This is a genomic window from Prevotella amnii CRIS 21A-A (assembly GCF_000177355.1).
GTDB classification, from domain to species: Bacteria; Bacteroidota; Bacteroidia; order Bacteroidales; family Bacteroidaceae; genus Prevotella; species Prevotella amnii.
In genome coordinates, this window is record NZ_ADFQ01000086.1 from 140,679 (window position 1) to 158,303 (window position 17,625).

Below are 17,625 nucleotides of genomic sequence, written 5' to 3' on the forward strand. Positions count from 1 at the left end.
ACCTTATCGTATATCTATGAACAAGATTTTAAGTAAAAATCAGTTGGCTGCTCATACGTTTAATATTGAGGTGGAAGCCCCACTTATTGCGCGTAGTTATAGAGCAGGTAATTTTGTTATTATTCGCGTAGAAGATAAAAGCGAACGTTTGCCTATTAGTGTGTCTAAAGTTAATCCTGAGAGAGGTTCTATCACAATAGTAGTAAAGGAGGTTAATCATTCTACGGCTCGTTTAGTAAGTTTAGAGCCTGGAGATACTATAAAAGATATAGTAGGACCCTTGGGAACGCCTATAAAAATAGAAACTTATGGTACGATACTTTTTGTTTGTGATGATATAGGCTCGGCTATAGCAATTCCTATTATATCTGCATTGAAAAAGGCTAATAATAGGATTTTAGTACTTTTGTCATCAGAAGACGAAGGCATTGGTTTAATGATGGAAAATATTAGGGAGGTTGCAGATGCTGTGTTTTATATTGGAGCTAATAATGATGACATTACAGAATTTCTGAAAACTGCTTTGACAAATAATAAAGTAGATAAGATTATATGTATAAGTACACAAAAGTTCATGCATCAGTCTTCAATATTTTCTATTAAATATCAAATACCGTGTGATGTATATCTTAGAACTATTATGGTAGATGGTACAGGAATGTGTGGTGCTTGTCGTTTAACAATAGGAGGTAAGATAAGATTTGTTTGTATAGATGGTCCTTGGTTTGATGGGTGTAAGATAAATTGGGAAGAACTTATAATGCGTACAAGTGATGTAAAGGCTTTAAAAATAGAAGATAAAAAACCCAACTATACTATTAATGATTTTGATAAAAACACAATAAATTTAATTCAAGAAGATGATGCTTTAGAGCTGTTGTCTAATCGCAAGACAGAGTGGCGTGAAGCTCTTAGAAAGCAGATAAAGTCTAAGGATCGTATGGCGTTAGAACATATTCCTGTGCCTACTCTTGATCCTATATATAGAGCTACAACAAGAATAGAGGAAGTAGCAAAAGGCTATACAATGCAGATGGCTACTGCTGAGGCTCATCGTTGTTTGGATTGTAGCAATCCTGGCTGTGTAAAGGGCTGCCCTGTTAGTAATGATATACCTGCTTTTATTAAGAATATTGAACGTGGGAATATTCTTGGAGCTTATAAGGTGTTACGTAACACATCTTCTTTGCCTGCTATTTGCGGGCGTGTTTGTCCTCATGAAAAACAATGCGAAGGTGGTTGTATTCATAATAAAATAAGTGGTAAACCTGTATCTATAGGAGGATTAGAACGCTATGTTGCTGATAGTGTACGTGAGCAGCATATTCAAATAGACACACCTTCAGTAGCAAAGAATGGTATAAAAGTAGCAGTAGTAGGTTCAGGTCCCGCAGGGTTAAGTTTTGCTGGCGAGATGATAAAAAAAGGTTTTTCTGTATTTGTTTTTGAGGCATTGCATGAATTGGGTGGAGTATTAAAATATGGAATACCAGAATTTCGTTTGCCAAATAAAATAGTAGATATTGAGATAGATAATTTGCGAAAATCAGGTGTACATTTCTTTACAGATGTTGTAGTGGGGAAGACTATTACGATAGAATCACTTAAGAAGCGAGGGTTTAAAGGTTTTTTTATAGGCAGTGGGGCTGGTGTTCCTAATTTTATGGGCATTCAAGGAGAGAATGCTGTAAATGTGTTATCAAGTAATGAATTTCTTGCTCGTATAAATCTTATGGATGCTACTAATCCAAAAGCAGAAACATCTCTTTATGTGGGTAAGAAAATAATAGTAGTTGGTGGAGGTAATACTGCTATGGATGCATGTCGTATGGCGCGGCGTTTAGGGGCTGAAGTAACAGTGGTTTATCGTCGTTCTGAAATGGAAATGCCTGCTGGTAGGATAGAGATCTTGCAAGCAAAAGAAGAAGGTATCAAGCTCTTGACACTTCATAATCCCAAAAAGTATATAATAGACAAGAAAGGATATGTTACTAATGCTATTCTCGACGTAATGGAACTTGGAGAACCCGATGAAAGTGGGCGTCGTTCACCTAAGACAACAGGTAAAGAAATTATTATCGAATGTGATCAGGTAATAGTTGCAGTAGGGACATCGCCTAATCCCTTAGTGCCAAGATCTATAAAAGGATTAAAGTTAGGCTGGAAAGATACTATTGTGGTGGATAATAATAGACAAAGTTCGTGCTCTGAAATATATGCAGGTGGAGATATCGTAAATGGTCCTGCTACAGTAGTTCTTGCTATGGGAGATGGTAGAAAGGCTGCTAAAGCTATGGCAGAGCAACTTATGATATAGATTGGTATGATGATGGAAAAATAATGTATGAGCGTTGTACTTACGTTGTTTAAAGTTATTAGAGTGTTTAATGTTTTTAATATAATTTGTTAATATGCTTTTAAAAATAGAAAGCTCAAATGGTTTATAAATATATGTAAGTATAGCGTTTAGTAACTTTAGAGATCAAGTGGTAGGAAAAGGCATTAGAAACGAAAATATATTTTGCACACCTACTGCTAATGGTAGAAAGGGCTTATTAAAGTATACTAACAAACCCTATTGATAATATATTCCCTAAAAGAGGGGATTTTAAGGATAAGCAAACTAAAGAATATCAACACAAAACAAAAGCAAGACTAAGAAAAAAGCTGGAATTTAGAACTCTACTTGAGACTTTTTACTTAATTTTGCAAATGTAGTTGCTTTTTGAGGTTGAATTTGTCATTTTCCCTATTTTTCTTGTTTTACATATTTACTACCATCTACGTTTAAGTAAATATGTTTTCCTTTACATTTTGCATCGAAATAAGGAGGTTCTTCCCTAAGGGTAATAGAGTCGTAAATGAAAGGGGCTATGATAGTGTCTTTGCCATCAGGTAGTATTAGCCCCATCTTGTCGTCTTTCTGTGCTATGATAGGTAGCATTTGGAAGGTATCTACATACATATAGCAGGCGCGTAAGAACTTATACTTAGGGGTTACAACGATATTGCCCTTATAGTCTGAAATGCCAAATTTCCCGTTTTCTTCAAATACTTTATGATACCTTATATATATATCATTTATAAGCTGTAGGTATTTTACCACCTTTCGCTTATCGTTTATAAGAGTAAGAAGGTAGCTATAAGTATCACAATAGTTAGCCATGGCTCGTGCTAAAACAAGTTTCATGTCTAAACCCTTTAAAGCTTTGCGGTTAAGATCAAGATATTGGGCAATGACAGTTTCTTTTTCATCTAAGGATAACCCTTCTAAATGTTCTTCAAATAAGAGCATCTGTTGTTTGCTACCATGCATACCTTTTATATAGCGATGAATCTGCCTACTTATCTCTTTACATACGAAGTGGCGTATCTGTTGCACCTCTATAGGGTCTGTATATTCTATGTTAAAATTGTCTTGTGTGATCATAAGCACTTCTCTGCTTTTTGGCAAAGATAGTATTTCTTTTGGGTTTATCCAAAGTTTTATATTTGTTTTTTTATCTTCTTCTTTATAATAGGTAAAATTATATATGTTACGATGTAAAAAAAGGAGCTATATGTGTTAATATAGCTCCTTTATATATAATATATAAGATGTGTATAATCTTTATTTTGTTGCGTTTTCTCTAAGCTGCTGTAGATGTTTTTTGTAGGCATCAAAGTCGGTTATCTTTTTGCGTGCAACACCGCTTTGAATAGCTGCCTTAGCTACTGCTGAGCTTACTTCTGTAATTAAGCGTGGGTCTACAGGGGTAGGAATGAAATAGTGTGTTCCAAAAGTAAGGTCTTTGTTGTTGTATATTTGTTTTACTTCTTGTGGAACAGGCTGCTTTGCAAGGTCAGCAATGGCTGTAACGGCAGCCATTTTCATTTCTTCGTTTATAGCTGTTGCGCTTACGTCAAGAGCTCCGCGGAAGATGTAGGGGAAGCCTAAGACGTTGTTTATCTGGTTAGGATAGTCAGAGCGTCCTGTAGACATTATGACATCTGGTCTTGCCTGAAAGGCTTCTTCATAAGATATTTCTGGTACCGGATTAGCAAGAGCAAAGACAATAGGGCTTTTTGCCATTGAGCGTACCATGTCTTTTGTTAATATCTTACCTTTTGATAATCCTAAGAAGACGTCAGCACCTTTAATAGCTTCTTCTAAGGTGTGCACATCGTTGCGTGTAGTGGCAAAGAGCTTTTTTTCTGCGGTGAGATTGTTACGCTCTGTGGTTATAACACCTTTAGAATCGAGCATTAAGATGTTTTCCTTTTTTAGTCCAAGTGCTATATATAGCTTTGTGCATGATATAGCTGCTGCACCAGCACCATTCACAACAAGTTTTACTTGTTCTATATTTTTCCCTGCCACCTCTAAGGCGTTTCTAAGCCCTGCGGCTGATATTATAGCCGTGCCATGCTGGTCGTCGTGCATAACGGGTATATCCAAAGTGCGTTTTAGCCTGTCTTCTATGTAGAAACATTCAGGTGCTTTGATGTCTTCAAGGTTTATGCCTCCAAAGGTAGGTGCTATGCGTTCTATTGTTTCACAAAACTTTTCCGGATCTTCCTCTGCCACTTCTATGTCGAACACATCTATACCGCCATATATCTTAAACAATAAGCCCTTTCCCTCCATGACGGGCTTACCGCTCATAGCTCCTATGTTGCCTAACCCTAAAACAGCAGTGCCATTACTTATCACTGCTACCAGATTACCTTTATTAGTATATTTGTAAACATCGTTTGCATTTTGCTGTATCTCTAAACATGGGTATGCCACGCCTGGCGAATAAGCCAAACTCAAGTCGGTTTGTGTGCTAAAAGGTTTTGTTGGTCTTACTTCAATTTTTCCCGGGCGCCCTGTGTTATGATATTTCAAGGCATCCTCCTTAGTTACTTTAACCATAATGTTTTGATATAATTTGTTGTTTTTATCCTGCTACGCTTATCTTTTATTTATCAATGTTGCAAAGTTACCAAATTAACGTTGAAACGATGTGAGTATTCATAATTTTTTTGTAATTTTGCCCTTCATAACACATAATATAATAATATAGTTTTTTCTTTAAAAAGAGTCCTTGTGTTTTAAGACAAGGCGTAACGAATGAGGAGTAATATTTATAAGCCGCTATTGCTTGTAGCTTTAGTAATAATAATGTTAACGTTGCTTCACTTTATCCCTACTATAAAAATAGCAGGAACAGAGCTTCGTAAGATAGATATATTAAGCGATTTAACTATAAAAGAAAATAAAGCAAACGCTGCTATAATAACATCTCAAAACGATGTCATTAAGCTGAAAACGAGCAAAGGAGATATTATTTCTTTTAAAGAAGAATGGGGTAAAGGCATAGAGCCTATTATAGATTATGGCATAAATACTAACAACTCTTTAGATAACTTTTATGATGCTATATCAAAGCTGTCAGCTCATAAGAAGCTGGGTCGTGCTGTAAGAATAGCTTATTTTGGCGATTCTTATATAGAAGGCGACATCTTGCTTGCCGACCTTCGTGAGCTTTTGCAACGTAAGTATGGCGGTTGTGGTGTAGGGTGGCTTGATGCTGGTAACGATATTAATGAGTATAAGCACACCACTACTCATAAATACTCTGGCTTAGTGGAGCATATGGTAAAAAAGCCTGCTTCGTACGATGTGTCAAAGGCTGCTATATCAGAGCGTTACTATACCTTAACTGCTCAGGGGCAAATATCTCTCTCGCCTTTTGTTATGCACGAATATAAGCATACCGACCATTGGAACTCTACAAAGCTATATCTACGCCCTATGGCAGGGGCTACTGTAGATATTACGATAGATGGGAAAAGGCATCAAAGGGTGGTTCTTCCTCCGTCTTCTAATGTGCAGCAAGTAGAGCTAAAGGGCAATACATCTAATGCGCTTATTAAGGTAGATGGTAAAAAAGCCATACTCTTTGGTACTGCGCAAGAAGGTTTAGGGGGTGTTGTGATAGACAATTTCAGTATGCGTGGCTCTGATGGTGTGTCGCTTGCAAAGCTGCCCGAGGAGATGTTAAAGCGTTTTGCGGCTATTCGTCCTTACGACTTAATAGTATTTCAGTTTGGTGTTAATGCTGTAGATGCTAATACTACCGAAGAGAGATTAAAAATGTATACAGGTAAGATGCGTGATGTTATTTCTCTTTTTAAGCGTTCTTTCCCTAAAACATCCATTCTTATTATGGGTGTGCCTGATCGTGGGTCGAAAGCCTCTAACAATGGCACTATGAAAGGAATAGTAGAGCTGGAGCTTTTACAGAAGAAGCTATCTAAGGAAAGCAAGGTGGGTTTTTATAGCTTGTTTAATGCCATAGGTGGTGCAGGGTCTATGCTACGCCTTGTAGATGAGAAAGATATGGGTAGTAAGGATTATATTCATATTAACTATAAAGGTGGTGGATTTTTGGCAAACCGTATCTTTAAGTCGATAGTGGCAGGGCAGAAAAACTATGTTCGCCGTAAGGAGCTTATGGAGGGAAAGGGTAAATAGTAAGTCTTTTGTGTTATAAAAAATAATATGGATTTTAATAAGATTATCGATAATATAGTGGCTTTTTTCTGTAGCTTATATGCTAATATGTCAGGTTATTTTTCTTCTATAGATGCCTCAAGGGTATTAACTGTCTTGCAGTACGATCCTCGTAATCCGCTGCTTTTCTCATCGGGTGCTTTTTTGTTTGTAGCATTAGTCTTCTTTTTGTGTTATTGTCTTTTGCGCAAACAGTTGTCGGCTCGCTTATTGTTTGTAACTCTCTTTTCTTATTATTTCTTTTATAAGAGTAGTGGTTTATACTTTCTGTTGTTAGTAGTCATTACTGTTTCCGATTTTTATATTGCTCGTCGTATTGCCCAAAGTAATAAGAAGAAGGTGTGGTTGTGCCTTTCGTTGGTTATAGACTTGGGAATGTTGGCTTACTTTAAGTATACTAACTTCTTTTCGTCTATGGTGAGCCAGATGATAGGTAATAATTTTCAGCCATGGGACATCTTCCTTCCTATAGGCATTAGCTTTTATACTTTTAAAGCAGTGTCGTACACTATAGATGTTTATCGAGGGAAGATGCAGCCTTTAAACAGTATTATGGACTATGCTTTCTATGTTAGTTTTTTCCCTACTCTCTTAGCAGGTCCTATTACACGTGCTAACGATTTTGTTCCTCAGATACGTAAGCCGCTTTGTCTTTCTAACGAAATGTTTGCCAAAGGGGTTTTTCTTATCATCATAGGCTTGTTTAAAAAGGCTGTTATCTCCGATTATCTTTCAGCTAATTTTGTAGATCGTATCTTTGATAACCCTTCGTTGTTTTCAGGTGGTGAGGTCTTGTTAGGTCTTTATGGCTATTGTTTTCAGATCTATTGTGACTTTTCGGGCTATTCTGATATGGCCATAGGCATTGCTTTGCTTCTCGGCTTTACTATTCCTGACAATTTTAATGCTCCACTTCAAGCCGACTCTATGACCGACTTTTGGCGCCGTTGGCACATCTCTCTATCTACATGGATACGCGATTATGTTTACATCTCGTTGGGTGGTAATCGTCATGGGCAGTGGCGTATGTATCTTAACCAGATGATAGCCATGGCTGCTTGTGGCTTGTGGCATGGTGCTTCGCTCAACTTTATAGTATGGGGCGTATTGCATGGGTTGTTTGTTTGTATACATAAGTTTTGGTCGCAAACAGTCTTACACCATGATAAGCGTTATCACCCTAAAGGGTTAAAGAGGTTTTTCTCTGTGTTTATAACCTTTCATGTTATTACGTTCTCGTGGTTGCTGTTTCGTTGTGGGAGCTTCGATTCGGTAAAGGTTATGGTTAGTCAGATCTTTACAAAGTTTAATCTTGCAGTGCTGCCAGATGTTTTTGTAGCCTATAAGTATGTGTTTTTGCTCATGCTCTTTGCTTTGGTTAGTCATTGGCTGCCGTTCTCATGGCACGAGGCAGGCATTAAGCTCATTAGGCGTACGGGTGTTATAGGTGCTGCTATAGCCGTAGTAGTGGTTATCTTTATTATTATGCAGGTAAAAAGCTCTGAGGTGCAGCCGTTTATTTATTTTCAGTTTTGAGCTAAAACAGGTAAATAAGTATTGAGCCATTTGCTTTTTTTAGATAGCTCTTTGCTTTTTCTTGCAAGTTTTATTATCTTTGTTCTCACATGAATAAAGTAAAGGTAACATCTGTCAAAGAAAAGGTATTGGTGCTTTTCCTTGTTTTTTTTGCTGTTATAGTGGCTAAAGCTGGCGAAAAAGAAAAGGTGTTATTGTTACGTGTAACTGCTTATGGTGATAAGGTAAAAGCATCTTTTACAGACTCTTTAGAAAGGAACGTTTATAGAAAGTGTTTCATAGATGTAAAGAAACGCAATTTTACCTTTATAGGTATCCCCACGATGTTTTATATGATGAAGGACGGTAGGCGTAAGGCTGTTATAGAGAGTTATGCCCATGAGGTGCTGTTTCCTGATAAAGCGAAGCGTGTTAGGCGAAACATTTTCTTAAGTACGGTATATCATGGGCGTATGGTCCTTTATAATCTGCTCGATTATGTGTCCCCACGGGTTTACGAAACAGAGGTTTTTCGTGAAAGGATTCTGTCGCCTTTAAATGTTAAGAATTATAGATATTACTCATATAAGCTCACCGAATTTAACGATTCGCTTACGCTCTTAACCTTTAAAAGCAAACGTATACATACCGAGCTTATAAGGCATGGCTGGGCAAAGATAGTTACTTCTACGGGTCGTATAGTAAGTTTTAGCTTAGAGGGCGAAAGCGATATGAACCATTTTACTATAAAAGGCACAATGGGCAGTGATGGCTATGGCGTAATCTTTCCACGAGAGTGTAAGGTAGATGCCTCTATTAAGTGTGTGGGAAATCATATAAAGGCTGTTATAGATACTTATTATGATATGCCAGAAACGCTCTCTGACAGTATAGACTCTTCGCAGGATGTGATGATTATGGCACGTTTGCGCCCCATAGGCTTAAGCCACGACGAGGAAGAACTAATAAAAACCTATTACCCTCGAGAGCAAGATAAAAGCAAAGACACAGTAAGAGTATCTGCAAAAAAGAATTGGTTAAAAACAATATTTTGGGATATTATAGGCGATAATATCCTTAATGACATCTACACATCTATAGATAATGATAAGGGATATATGCGTATAGCTCCTATCTTGAATCCGCTTTATTTTAGTTATAGCCGCAAAAAGGGCGTATCTTATAAGGTAGATATAAGGGCAGGATATGCTTTTAATAGTAATAGCGACATTTATGGGCGTTTGCGCATGGGCTATTCATTTAGGCAAAAACAGTTGTTTTATAATTTTCCTATAACATATACCTTTAATGATGATAGGAACGGATATGTAAAAGTAGAGTTTTCTAACGGCAATAGGATTACCGACTCTCGTGTCTTAGATAGCATAAAGGAGTCAGTCCATAACGATACGATAGACTGGGAGAGTATGAATCTCGACTACTTTAGAGATGCAAGCATCTCTTTAACAGCTGCTTATGATGTCCTTTACACAAGGTTATCTTTAAAGGGCGGTATCTCTATGCATAATCGTTCAGCCATAGATAATAGTGGCTTTATCATAGTGGGAAGACCAAAGGTTTATAGGTCCATAGCTCCTTTTATATCGGTGTTGTGGTATCCTTTCACGCGTAAAGCTCCTTTTGCTGTTGCAGCACAGTATGAGCATGGGGTAAAGATGTTTGGGGGTAACGTTCTATATAGCCGTTTAGAGGCAGATATGCAATATATCTACGGTTTGCCTTGTATGCGGGCATGGTCTTTTCGTATAGGAGCAGGTGGATATTTTAGTAGGAAGGGAGCTACTTATTTTTTAGATTATTATAACTTTCGCGAAAACTATATACCTCAAGGGTGGCATGACGAATGGAGTGGGGGCTTTGAGCTGTTAAACTCTAACTGGTATAACGCCTCTCCTTTTTATGTAAGAGGCAACGTTACTTACGAAAGCCCGTTGTTAGTGTTGTCGTGGTTACCCTTTGTAGGAAGGGTAATAGAGAAGGAGCGTGTTTATATGAGCATATTAGGCGTAAAATATTTGTTCCCTTATGCAGAGGTAGGGTATAGCTTCACTAACAGGCTGTTCTCAATGGCTGTCTTTACAGGCTTCTCCCGCCGCCGATATGAGGGGATAGGAATAAAGTTTGGCTTTGAGCTTTTTAAAGGTTGGTAAATGTATAGATGACATTTTGTAATGAAGAGTATAGCAAATAGTAACAAGACACTTACAGTATATAAGGCATCAGCGGGGTCGGGAAAGACCTTTACGCTCACAGTAGAGTTTATCTCAATACTTGTAAAATATCCAGAGGATTATAACAAGATGCTTGCCGTAACCTTTACTAATAAGGCTACAAGCGAGATGAAGCTGCGAATACTTTCACAGCTATATGGTATAGGGCATGGGTTAGCATCGTCTAAAAGCTATCTTGAGAAGGTAAAGGCTAACACAGCATTGACCGAAGCCACTATAAGAAATAATGCCCTTTATGTGCTGGAAAAGCTAACACACGAATACCATTACTTTAGAGTGCAGACCATAGATGCCTTCTTTCAAGCCGTGTTAAGAAATCTTGGCAAAGAGCTTGGGCTAACGGCTAACCTTAGGGTGGACCTTAACACAGCACAAGTGGAAGCGAAAGCCGTAGACGAACTCATTGATAACCTTAAAGAAAACGACCCTGTCTTAAAGTGGATAGACGATTATATATCATCTAATATAGAGGAAGACAAAAACTGGAATGTGGTAAAAGACATTAAAGAGTTTGGTAAAAAAATCTTTGATGAGCTGTATAAGACGCATGAAAAGCAGTTAGATAGCTTTTTTAAGGACAACAACCTTTCAGCCTATTTTATAAAAACTCTTAGAAGCGAACGCGATACGTATGAAAAAAATATTAAGGAAAAGGCAGAAAAGATAGTGCAGCTCATTGCTGAGAGTGGTTTCCCAACCAGCTATTTTGCCGCCTATCCTTATAAGTATATCGTAAAGCTATCTAAAGGACAGATAGAGAGTGGCGATGTATATAACCCCATACAGCAAATTATAGATGGTAAGAAGCAATGGAACTCATCTAAATGTTCTAAGAAAGCAGACAAGGACAGCCTAAACTCCTTTGTAGAGAGCATAGCCTTAAACAAGATAGTGTACGACATGGAGGCGTACCGCATAGCGGGCTGGAAGAGGTATAACACCTGCAAGGTAGTGTTGCTTCATTTTTCTAAGTTGCGCCTTTTGCATAAGATAGCAAAGCAGGTGGAAGAAGATAATGTGGAGAATCATCGTTTTATGTTAAGTAACACACAGTCGCTTTTAAAGAATCTGATGAAAGATAACGATATTCCTTTTGTCTTTGAGCGTATCGGGGCAATGCTAAAATATATCATGATAGACGAGTTTCAAGACACCTCGCGGGTGCAATGGGACAACTTTAAGAAGCTCTTACTTAATTGTATGGCAGAGGCAGGGTCGCATAATCTTTTAGTGGGCGATGTGAAACAAAGCATTTACAGGTGGCGGCAAGGCGACTGGGAGCTGCTTAACAACATAGAGGAAAGTATTAAGCCCTCTCAAGGAAGCTATGTAGACACGTCTTCCATAGAGGTGAAAACGCTTGCTACCAATTACCGCTCGGAGAAAAATATTATTAGTTTTAATAATGCTTTTTTCTCTCAAGCCATAAATGTTTATGCCCAAACAGAGGATAGTATCACCGATAATAATAGTAAAAAAACTACTTCTTCTAATTCAAAGCACTTGTCTACACAGCAGATCGATAAGCTAAAACTTGCCTATTCTGATGTAGAACAGCAGAGCGCGAAGAGCGAAGAGAGAGGTTTTGTGCATGCCAGCTTATACGGTAAAGATGCTGATAATAACGCAAAGATACTAAGCGACATGGCTGATAACATAAAGCGGCTGCTTGATATGGGATATGCACAGAAGAGTATAGCCATTCTTGTGCGTAGCAAACGTGAGATAGCCGATATAGTAACTACTATCAACTCCACGCCATGGGGTAGGGACATTACAATAGTATCTGAAGAGGCGTTTCGCTTAGATGCATCGTTGGCAGTAAACATATTAGTAGAGGCACTTCGCTTGATAGCACAGCCTTATGACAATCTGACAAGAGCAAAACTTGTAAGAGCTTATTATAAGGTGATAAACCATGATAAAGATTTTGCTAAAGAGCGCACACACATATTAGTTTCAGATGTTGTAGATATACCATACGATGAGAATTATTATGAGAAAAAAGCCGATTTTATAGCAAAACATCTTAACGGCTTCTTGCCAGAAGAATATGTCTTAGAAAGAGATAAGCTATTGCGATTATCTATGGTAGACTTGGTAGACCGTCTTTATCACCTTTTCCAGCTTCATAATCTGCCCACTGAAAACGCGTACATAAGTACCTTCTACGATACTCTTAACGACTATTTGAGTAATAACACATCAGACATAGACGATTTCATTAAGGAGTGGGACGATAACCTTTGTGGGGTGAATATACAGACAGAAGATGTTGATGGCATTCGCATTCTAACCATTCATAAAAGCAAAGGGTTAGAGTTTGATAACGTAGTGATACCTTTTTGCGACTGGGAGTTAGAAAAGTGGACTACTATCTTTTGGGTAGATGGTAAGAAAAAAGAAGCGCCTTTCTCTGAACTACCTATAATACCAGTATCTTTTAAAAAAGATTTAGAAAACAGTGCCTTTGCTTCCGATTATAAAGAAGAGCATTTCCAAAACGTGATAGATAATCTTAACCTGCTATATGTAGCATTTACAAGAGCCGGGAAAAACCTTTTTATATCAGGTAAGAATATTAATGACAGCAACAGGCGTAGCTATCTGTTATGGCACTGCTTAGAAGTTTTAGGAAAAGAGCTGAAAAATGCAGAATACGTAGAAGAGGAGAAACAGGAGCAGCAAGGAGGCGACGAACCTATAACCTTTACCTTTGGCACACTTATACCAGCAGCTGAATACGATAAAACAGAAAGCCAAGAAAAGACTATGCTAAACCCCTTCACCATAGTGCCACAAGCTAAGGAGTTAGATATAGAAACATTTAACAGTGCGGTGAGCTTTCGCCAAAGTAATAAGAGCGATGCTTTTATACATGGTCAAGAGGTAAGCAAGCGGCAGAGGTATATGCAGGTGGGTAGCGTGTTGCATAATATTTTTTCTTCTATAAAGACCTTTGCCGATATAGAACCCCATTTGCAGGCTTTAGAAGCTGAGGGAATTATATATAACGACGATGTTTCATCTAAAGAGCTGAGACAGCAGATAACCTCAGCCGTCAATAACGAGCAGGTGAAGGAATGGTTTTCTCAAGAGTGGAAGGTATATAACGAGTGTGCTATCTTGCAGTATGACAAGACTACCGATAGCTGTTTTGAGCAGCGTCCAGACCGTGTTATAATGAAAGAAGGCAAGGTGGTGGTGATAGATTATAAGTTTGGTAGTCCTCGCGAGGAATATCATGAGCAGGTGCAACGTTATATGCAGCTTCTTAAGAAGATGGGCTATTGTAACATATCGGGCTATCTGTGGTATGTTATGCGTGGAGAAGTAGTGGAAGTAGTAAGCAAGGAAAACTAAAAAAACGGTAAACAATATAGAAAAAATGAAATCTTTCTTATCATACGTAGCAGAAGACTTACTGAGAAAGTATCAGGACAATTTGGCACATGTGGCAGTAGTGTTCCCAAATAAGCGTGCAGCGTTATTTCTTAATCAGGAGATAGCACAGAGAGCAGATGGCCCTGTGTGGTCGCCTAACTATATTACAATATCTGAACTGTTTCGTACACAGTCTGATCTGATCATAGCAGACCCTATTAAGAGCATTTGCATTCTTCATAAGGTATATATGGATATAACACACAAAGCCGAACCTTTAGACCAGTTTTATGGGTGGGGCGAATTGCTCCTTGCCGACTTTGATGATATTGATAAGAATCTTGCACCTACAGAGAAGTTGCTCGGGCTTTTAAGTGCTAATAAAGAGTTGGAATCGTTAGATTATCTTACCCCAGAGCAGATCTCTGAACTAAAAAAAGTATTTACTAACATAAGCGTCGACGAGGATAGCTTGCGGCGTAGGTTTCAAGAGTTTTGGAGCAAGCTCTTTGATATATATACCGAGTATAAACGTCGTCTTCGAGCCTTAGGACTTGCCTATGAGGGTATGCTTTATCGTGATGTGATAGAGAAAGAACGTTTCTCTCTGCCATATAAAAAGTATGTTTTTGTAGGCTTTAATGTGCTGCAAAAGGTAGAGCAAGAGCTCTTTTATAAGCTAAAGGATAAAGCTGCTTTTTATTGGGATTATGATAACTATTATCTTTCTAAAGGGCGCGAGGCAGGCAGATATATACAGCGTTGGTTAGAGATGTTTCCTAACGAGTTGCCTCATTATAACCACGAGGTGTTTAACAATTTAGATGCACCAAAAGATATATCGTTTATAGCTTCTCCTACGGAAAATATGCAGGCACGTTACATAACAACGTGGCTAAAAGAAAACTCTCGATATAAAGATGGGCGCAAAACAGCCATTGTGCTATGCGACGAGAGCTTGTTACAGACAGTTATACACTGCGTTCCTACGGAGGTGGAAGAGCTTAACGTTACCACTGGTTACCCCCTTAGGCAGTCGTTAATAGCTTCTTTCATAGCACAGCTTATAAGGCTACAGGTAGAGGGCTATTCGCTCATGGAGGAAAAGTTTCGCTTACGTTATGCCACACGCGTGCTCAGGCACCCTTATGCTAAATATGTTTGGAGCAATGCAGAGGAGCTTTTAGCAAAGATGAATGCCGACAGACAGTTTTATGTGTTGTGGGAGGGTATAGAATATTGCCCGCACGATGCACAAAACATGCTTGCCTTTGTAAAGTGGCTTGCGCAGATAACTAAGGTAGTGGGCATAAACGGTGCTTCGGAAGGCGATCCTTTCTTCCAAGAGTCGGTCTTTAGAATGTACACTTTGCTAAGCAGACTTATAGAGCTTATGACAGCTGAAGAAGATGGAAGCTATTATCTGGATAGAGATATTATTATTTTCCGTAGGTTGTTTACACAGCTTGTCAATGCTACCAGTGTGCCTTTTCATGGCGAACCAGCAAAGGGAGTGCAGATAATGGGTGTGTTAGAAACGCGTAACCTCGACTTTGAACACGTACTTATCCTATCATGTAACGAGGGTAATATGCCTAAAGGAGTAGACGATGCGTCGTTTATACCTCATGCCATACGTCATGCCTTCGAGCTTACAACGGTAAACAATAAGGTGTCTATCTTTAGTTATTATTTTCATCGACTTATACAGCGTGCTGGCGATGTTACTATCCTTTACAACAATTCTACACAGGGGGTAAAGACGGGAGAGATGAGCCGGTTTATGTTGCAGCTTATGGTAGAATGGAGCAAGCCGTCTTGTTTAGTGCGTAGATACACGCTTAAGGCAGGGCAGCAGCAGCACAAAATATCTATCGAGCCTGTGCAAAAAGATGAGAGGGTAATGGAGAAACTTGTGCATATACCTAAGTTTTCGCCAACGGCAATTAACACTTTTATAACCTGCCCGGTAAAGTTTTTCTATAAGTATGTTGTAGGTATAGAAGAGCAAAACGTAGTAGACGAAGACAGCATAGACAACAGAATTTTTGGTAATATCTTTCATAAGGCTGCCGAGCTTATGTATAATGACATCTTTTGCGCTAAAGAGCTAACCAAAGCCGACATAGAGAAGGTTATCCTTAAGCCGAACGTTCTTGATAGTGTGATAGAAGAAGCCATTGCTTTAGAATTGTTTAACAAAAAAGATTTTAAAAAGGGTAGTAAGCTCAATCTTAACGGCTTGCAGATATTAAACAAAGAGGTAGTTAAGAAATATCTTGTCAGGCTGCTGCGTTTAGATTATGATGTGGCACCTATTAGGGTTATAGCGCATGAGTTTGATGTGGAAGACGAAGTAGAGATAAGCCTCATGGGTAAGCCTTATAAGAAGCGTATAGGGGGGAGAGTGGACAGGCTTGATGTAGCTACCTATATGTTAGAGAAGAACACCATGATAAGACGTATGAGGGTGGTAGATTATAAAACAGGTAGGAAAGAGGCTAAGCCCATGGCAGATGTGCCTTCTATCTTTAGCGCGGATAATATTAAGAATAAAAGCGACTATGTTATGCAGGCGATGCTCTATGGCTTGTTAATAGCAGATAACAAGGTGAAGCAGGCTCCTAAGACGTCCCCAGAACTCTTTAACAAGGAGCATAGACCTGTAGCGCCTGCACTTCTTTTCATTCAGAAAACTAATAAAAAAGCCTATTCTCCCATCGTTGTTATAGATAAGCAAGAGGTAATAGATGTAGCTAAATACAGAGATGAGTTTATGAGCGAGCTGAAAGCCGTCTTAGAGAGGCTTTACGACAAAGAGCAGCCTTTTACGCCTACTGACGACCTTGAGATATGCGCCAGCTGTCCGTTTAAGTTTATGTGCGGAAGATAACGAAGTAAGCCTTTATAGATACTCATTTACGAAGTAAGAAGAGGACTGTAGAAAGCAAAAATAACCTATTTTTAATTCATTTTTAATCTATTTTTGCTCTAAAAATAATTTATTTTTCTTTCTCACCTCTTTCCTTTTACCTTGAAAGCAGTGTGGTAAATATTAGCATTTCAGCAGCAGAAGCAACGGTAATGCTTAGACAAGGGGCAAGATAAAAGAAGGTGATATATTCAGGAAAATAGTGTAAGCACCTATTTCTTTCTTATAATTGGAAGTGTTATTTTTGTATTATAGGTTACTTAGCAGTATCTTTGCAATAAAAATAAAAGTTATGTTTGATATAAAAAAGATAAGGCTAATAGCTTTTGATGCAGATGATACGTTATGGGACTGTCAAAGCTTTTATGATGAGGCTGAAAAGAGTTATATAAAGATATTAGAACAATACGGCATTACTCCTGAAGAAGCGTCATTGACTTTATTTGCTACTGAAACTAAAAACATGCCTTTATTAGGGTATGGCTGTAAAGCTTTTATTTTATCATTAATAGAAAACGCAGTAAATATAACAGATAAAAAGATAAAGGGGGAAGATGTTATGCGTATATTAGAATTGTCTGACACGCTATTAACATCTTTAGGAGAGCCTTTAAAAGGGGTGAAAGAAACGCTAAAGCAGCTTAGGAGCAATAGTAAAATACCCCTAATAGTATTTACAAAGGGGGAGCTGCTCGATCAAAAAAACAAATATTTAAGATCGGGGCTTTCATGTTTTTTTGATAGCTTTATAGTGGTAGAAGATAAGACCCATGAGGAGTATAATAACCTTTGTCATAGTTTTGGAGTAAAGATGGAAGAACTTCTCATGATAGGCAACTCTTTTAAGTCGGACATAAAACCTGTTTTAAAATTAGGTGGGAGTGCTATTCACATACCTTTTCATACGGTTTGGAAACATGAGGTGGTGAAAGAATTTCCACACGATAACCTGTTAGTATTGAAAAGTTTTTCTGATCTAACTCGTTTTCTTTTATAAGATT

Annotated in this window: 8 protein-coding genes and 1 pseudogene; 7 read left to right on the forward strand and 2 right to left on the reverse strand. The window is 38.2% G+C overall.

Annotation, left to right across the window (positions count from 1 at the left end; genetic code table 11):
* The first annotated feature begins 16 nt into the window (after positions 1-16).
* Positions 17-2,317: an NADPH-dependent glutamate synthase gene (gene gltA / locus HMPREF9018_RS08410; RefSeq protein WP_008450439.1), complete on the forward strand. Its 2,301-nt coding sequence runs from the start codon at positions 17-19 to the stop codon at positions 2,315-2,317.
* Between the two features lie 432 nt (positions 2,318-2,749).
* Here gltA and HMPREF9018_RS08415 read toward each other — a convergent pair whose 3' ends face one another.
* Positions 2,750-3,430, reverse strand: coding sequence for a hypothetical protein (locus HMPREF9018_RS08415; RefSeq protein WP_008450275.1), 681 nt, complete (start codon positions 3,428-3,430; stop codon positions 2,750-2,752).
* A gap of 183 nt (positions 3,431-3,613) precedes the next feature.
* Positions 3,614-4,897: pseudogene (locus HMPREF9018_RS08420) on the reverse strand (malic enzyme-like NAD(P)-binding protein); the annotation flags it as partial.
* Positions 4,898-5,095: 198 nt separating this feature from the next.
* Between HMPREF9018_RS08420 and HMPREF9018_RS08425 the strand changes: the two are divergent.
* The 6 genes from HMPREF9018_RS08425 (at position 5,096) to HMPREF9018_RS08450 (ending at position 17,621) form a co-directional block, all read left to right on the forward strand.
* Positions 5,096-6,502: an SGNH/GDSL hydrolase family protein gene (locus HMPREF9018_RS08425; protein WP_036854648.1), complete on the forward strand. Its 1,407-nt coding sequence runs from the start codon at positions 5,096-5,098 to the stop codon at positions 6,500-6,502.
* 87 nt (positions 6,503-6,589) lie between these two features.
* Positions 6,590-8,077 (forward strand): MBOAT family O-acyltransferase, encoded by a 1,488-nt coding sequence (locus tag HMPREF9018_RS08430; RefSeq protein ID WP_394330090.1) that lies wholly within the window; start codon positions 6,590-6,592, stop codon positions 8,075-8,077.
* Between the two features lie 89 nt (positions 8,078-8,166).
* Positions 8,167-10,227, forward strand: coding sequence for a DUF5686 family protein (locus HMPREF9018_RS08435; protein WP_008450224.1), 2,061 nt, complete (start codon positions 8,167-8,169; stop codon positions 10,225-10,227).
* A 21-nt stretch (positions 10,228-10,248) separates the two neighbouring features.
* The gene (locus HMPREF9018_RS08440) at positions 10,249-13,671 is read left to right on the forward strand and encodes a UvrD-helicase domain-containing protein (RefSeq protein ID WP_008450505.1); all 3,423 of its coding nucleotides are present in this window, start codon (positions 10,249-10,251) and stop codon (positions 13,669-13,671) included.
* 25 nt (positions 13,672-13,696) lie between these two features.
* Complete coding sequence (locus tag HMPREF9018_RS08445) at positions 13,697-16,585, forward strand: PD-(D/E)XK nuclease family protein (RefSeq protein ID WP_008450229.1); 2,889 nt, start codon at positions 13,697-13,699, stop codon at positions 16,583-16,585.
* Positions 16,586-16,916: 331 nt separating this feature from the next.
* The gene (locus HMPREF9018_RS08450) at positions 16,917-17,621 is read left to right on the forward strand and encodes an HAD family hydrolase (protein ID WP_008450308.1); all 705 of its coding nucleotides are present in this window, start codon (positions 16,917-16,919) and stop codon (positions 17,619-17,621) included.
* The last annotated feature ends 4 nt before the right edge of the window (positions 17,622-17,625 follow it).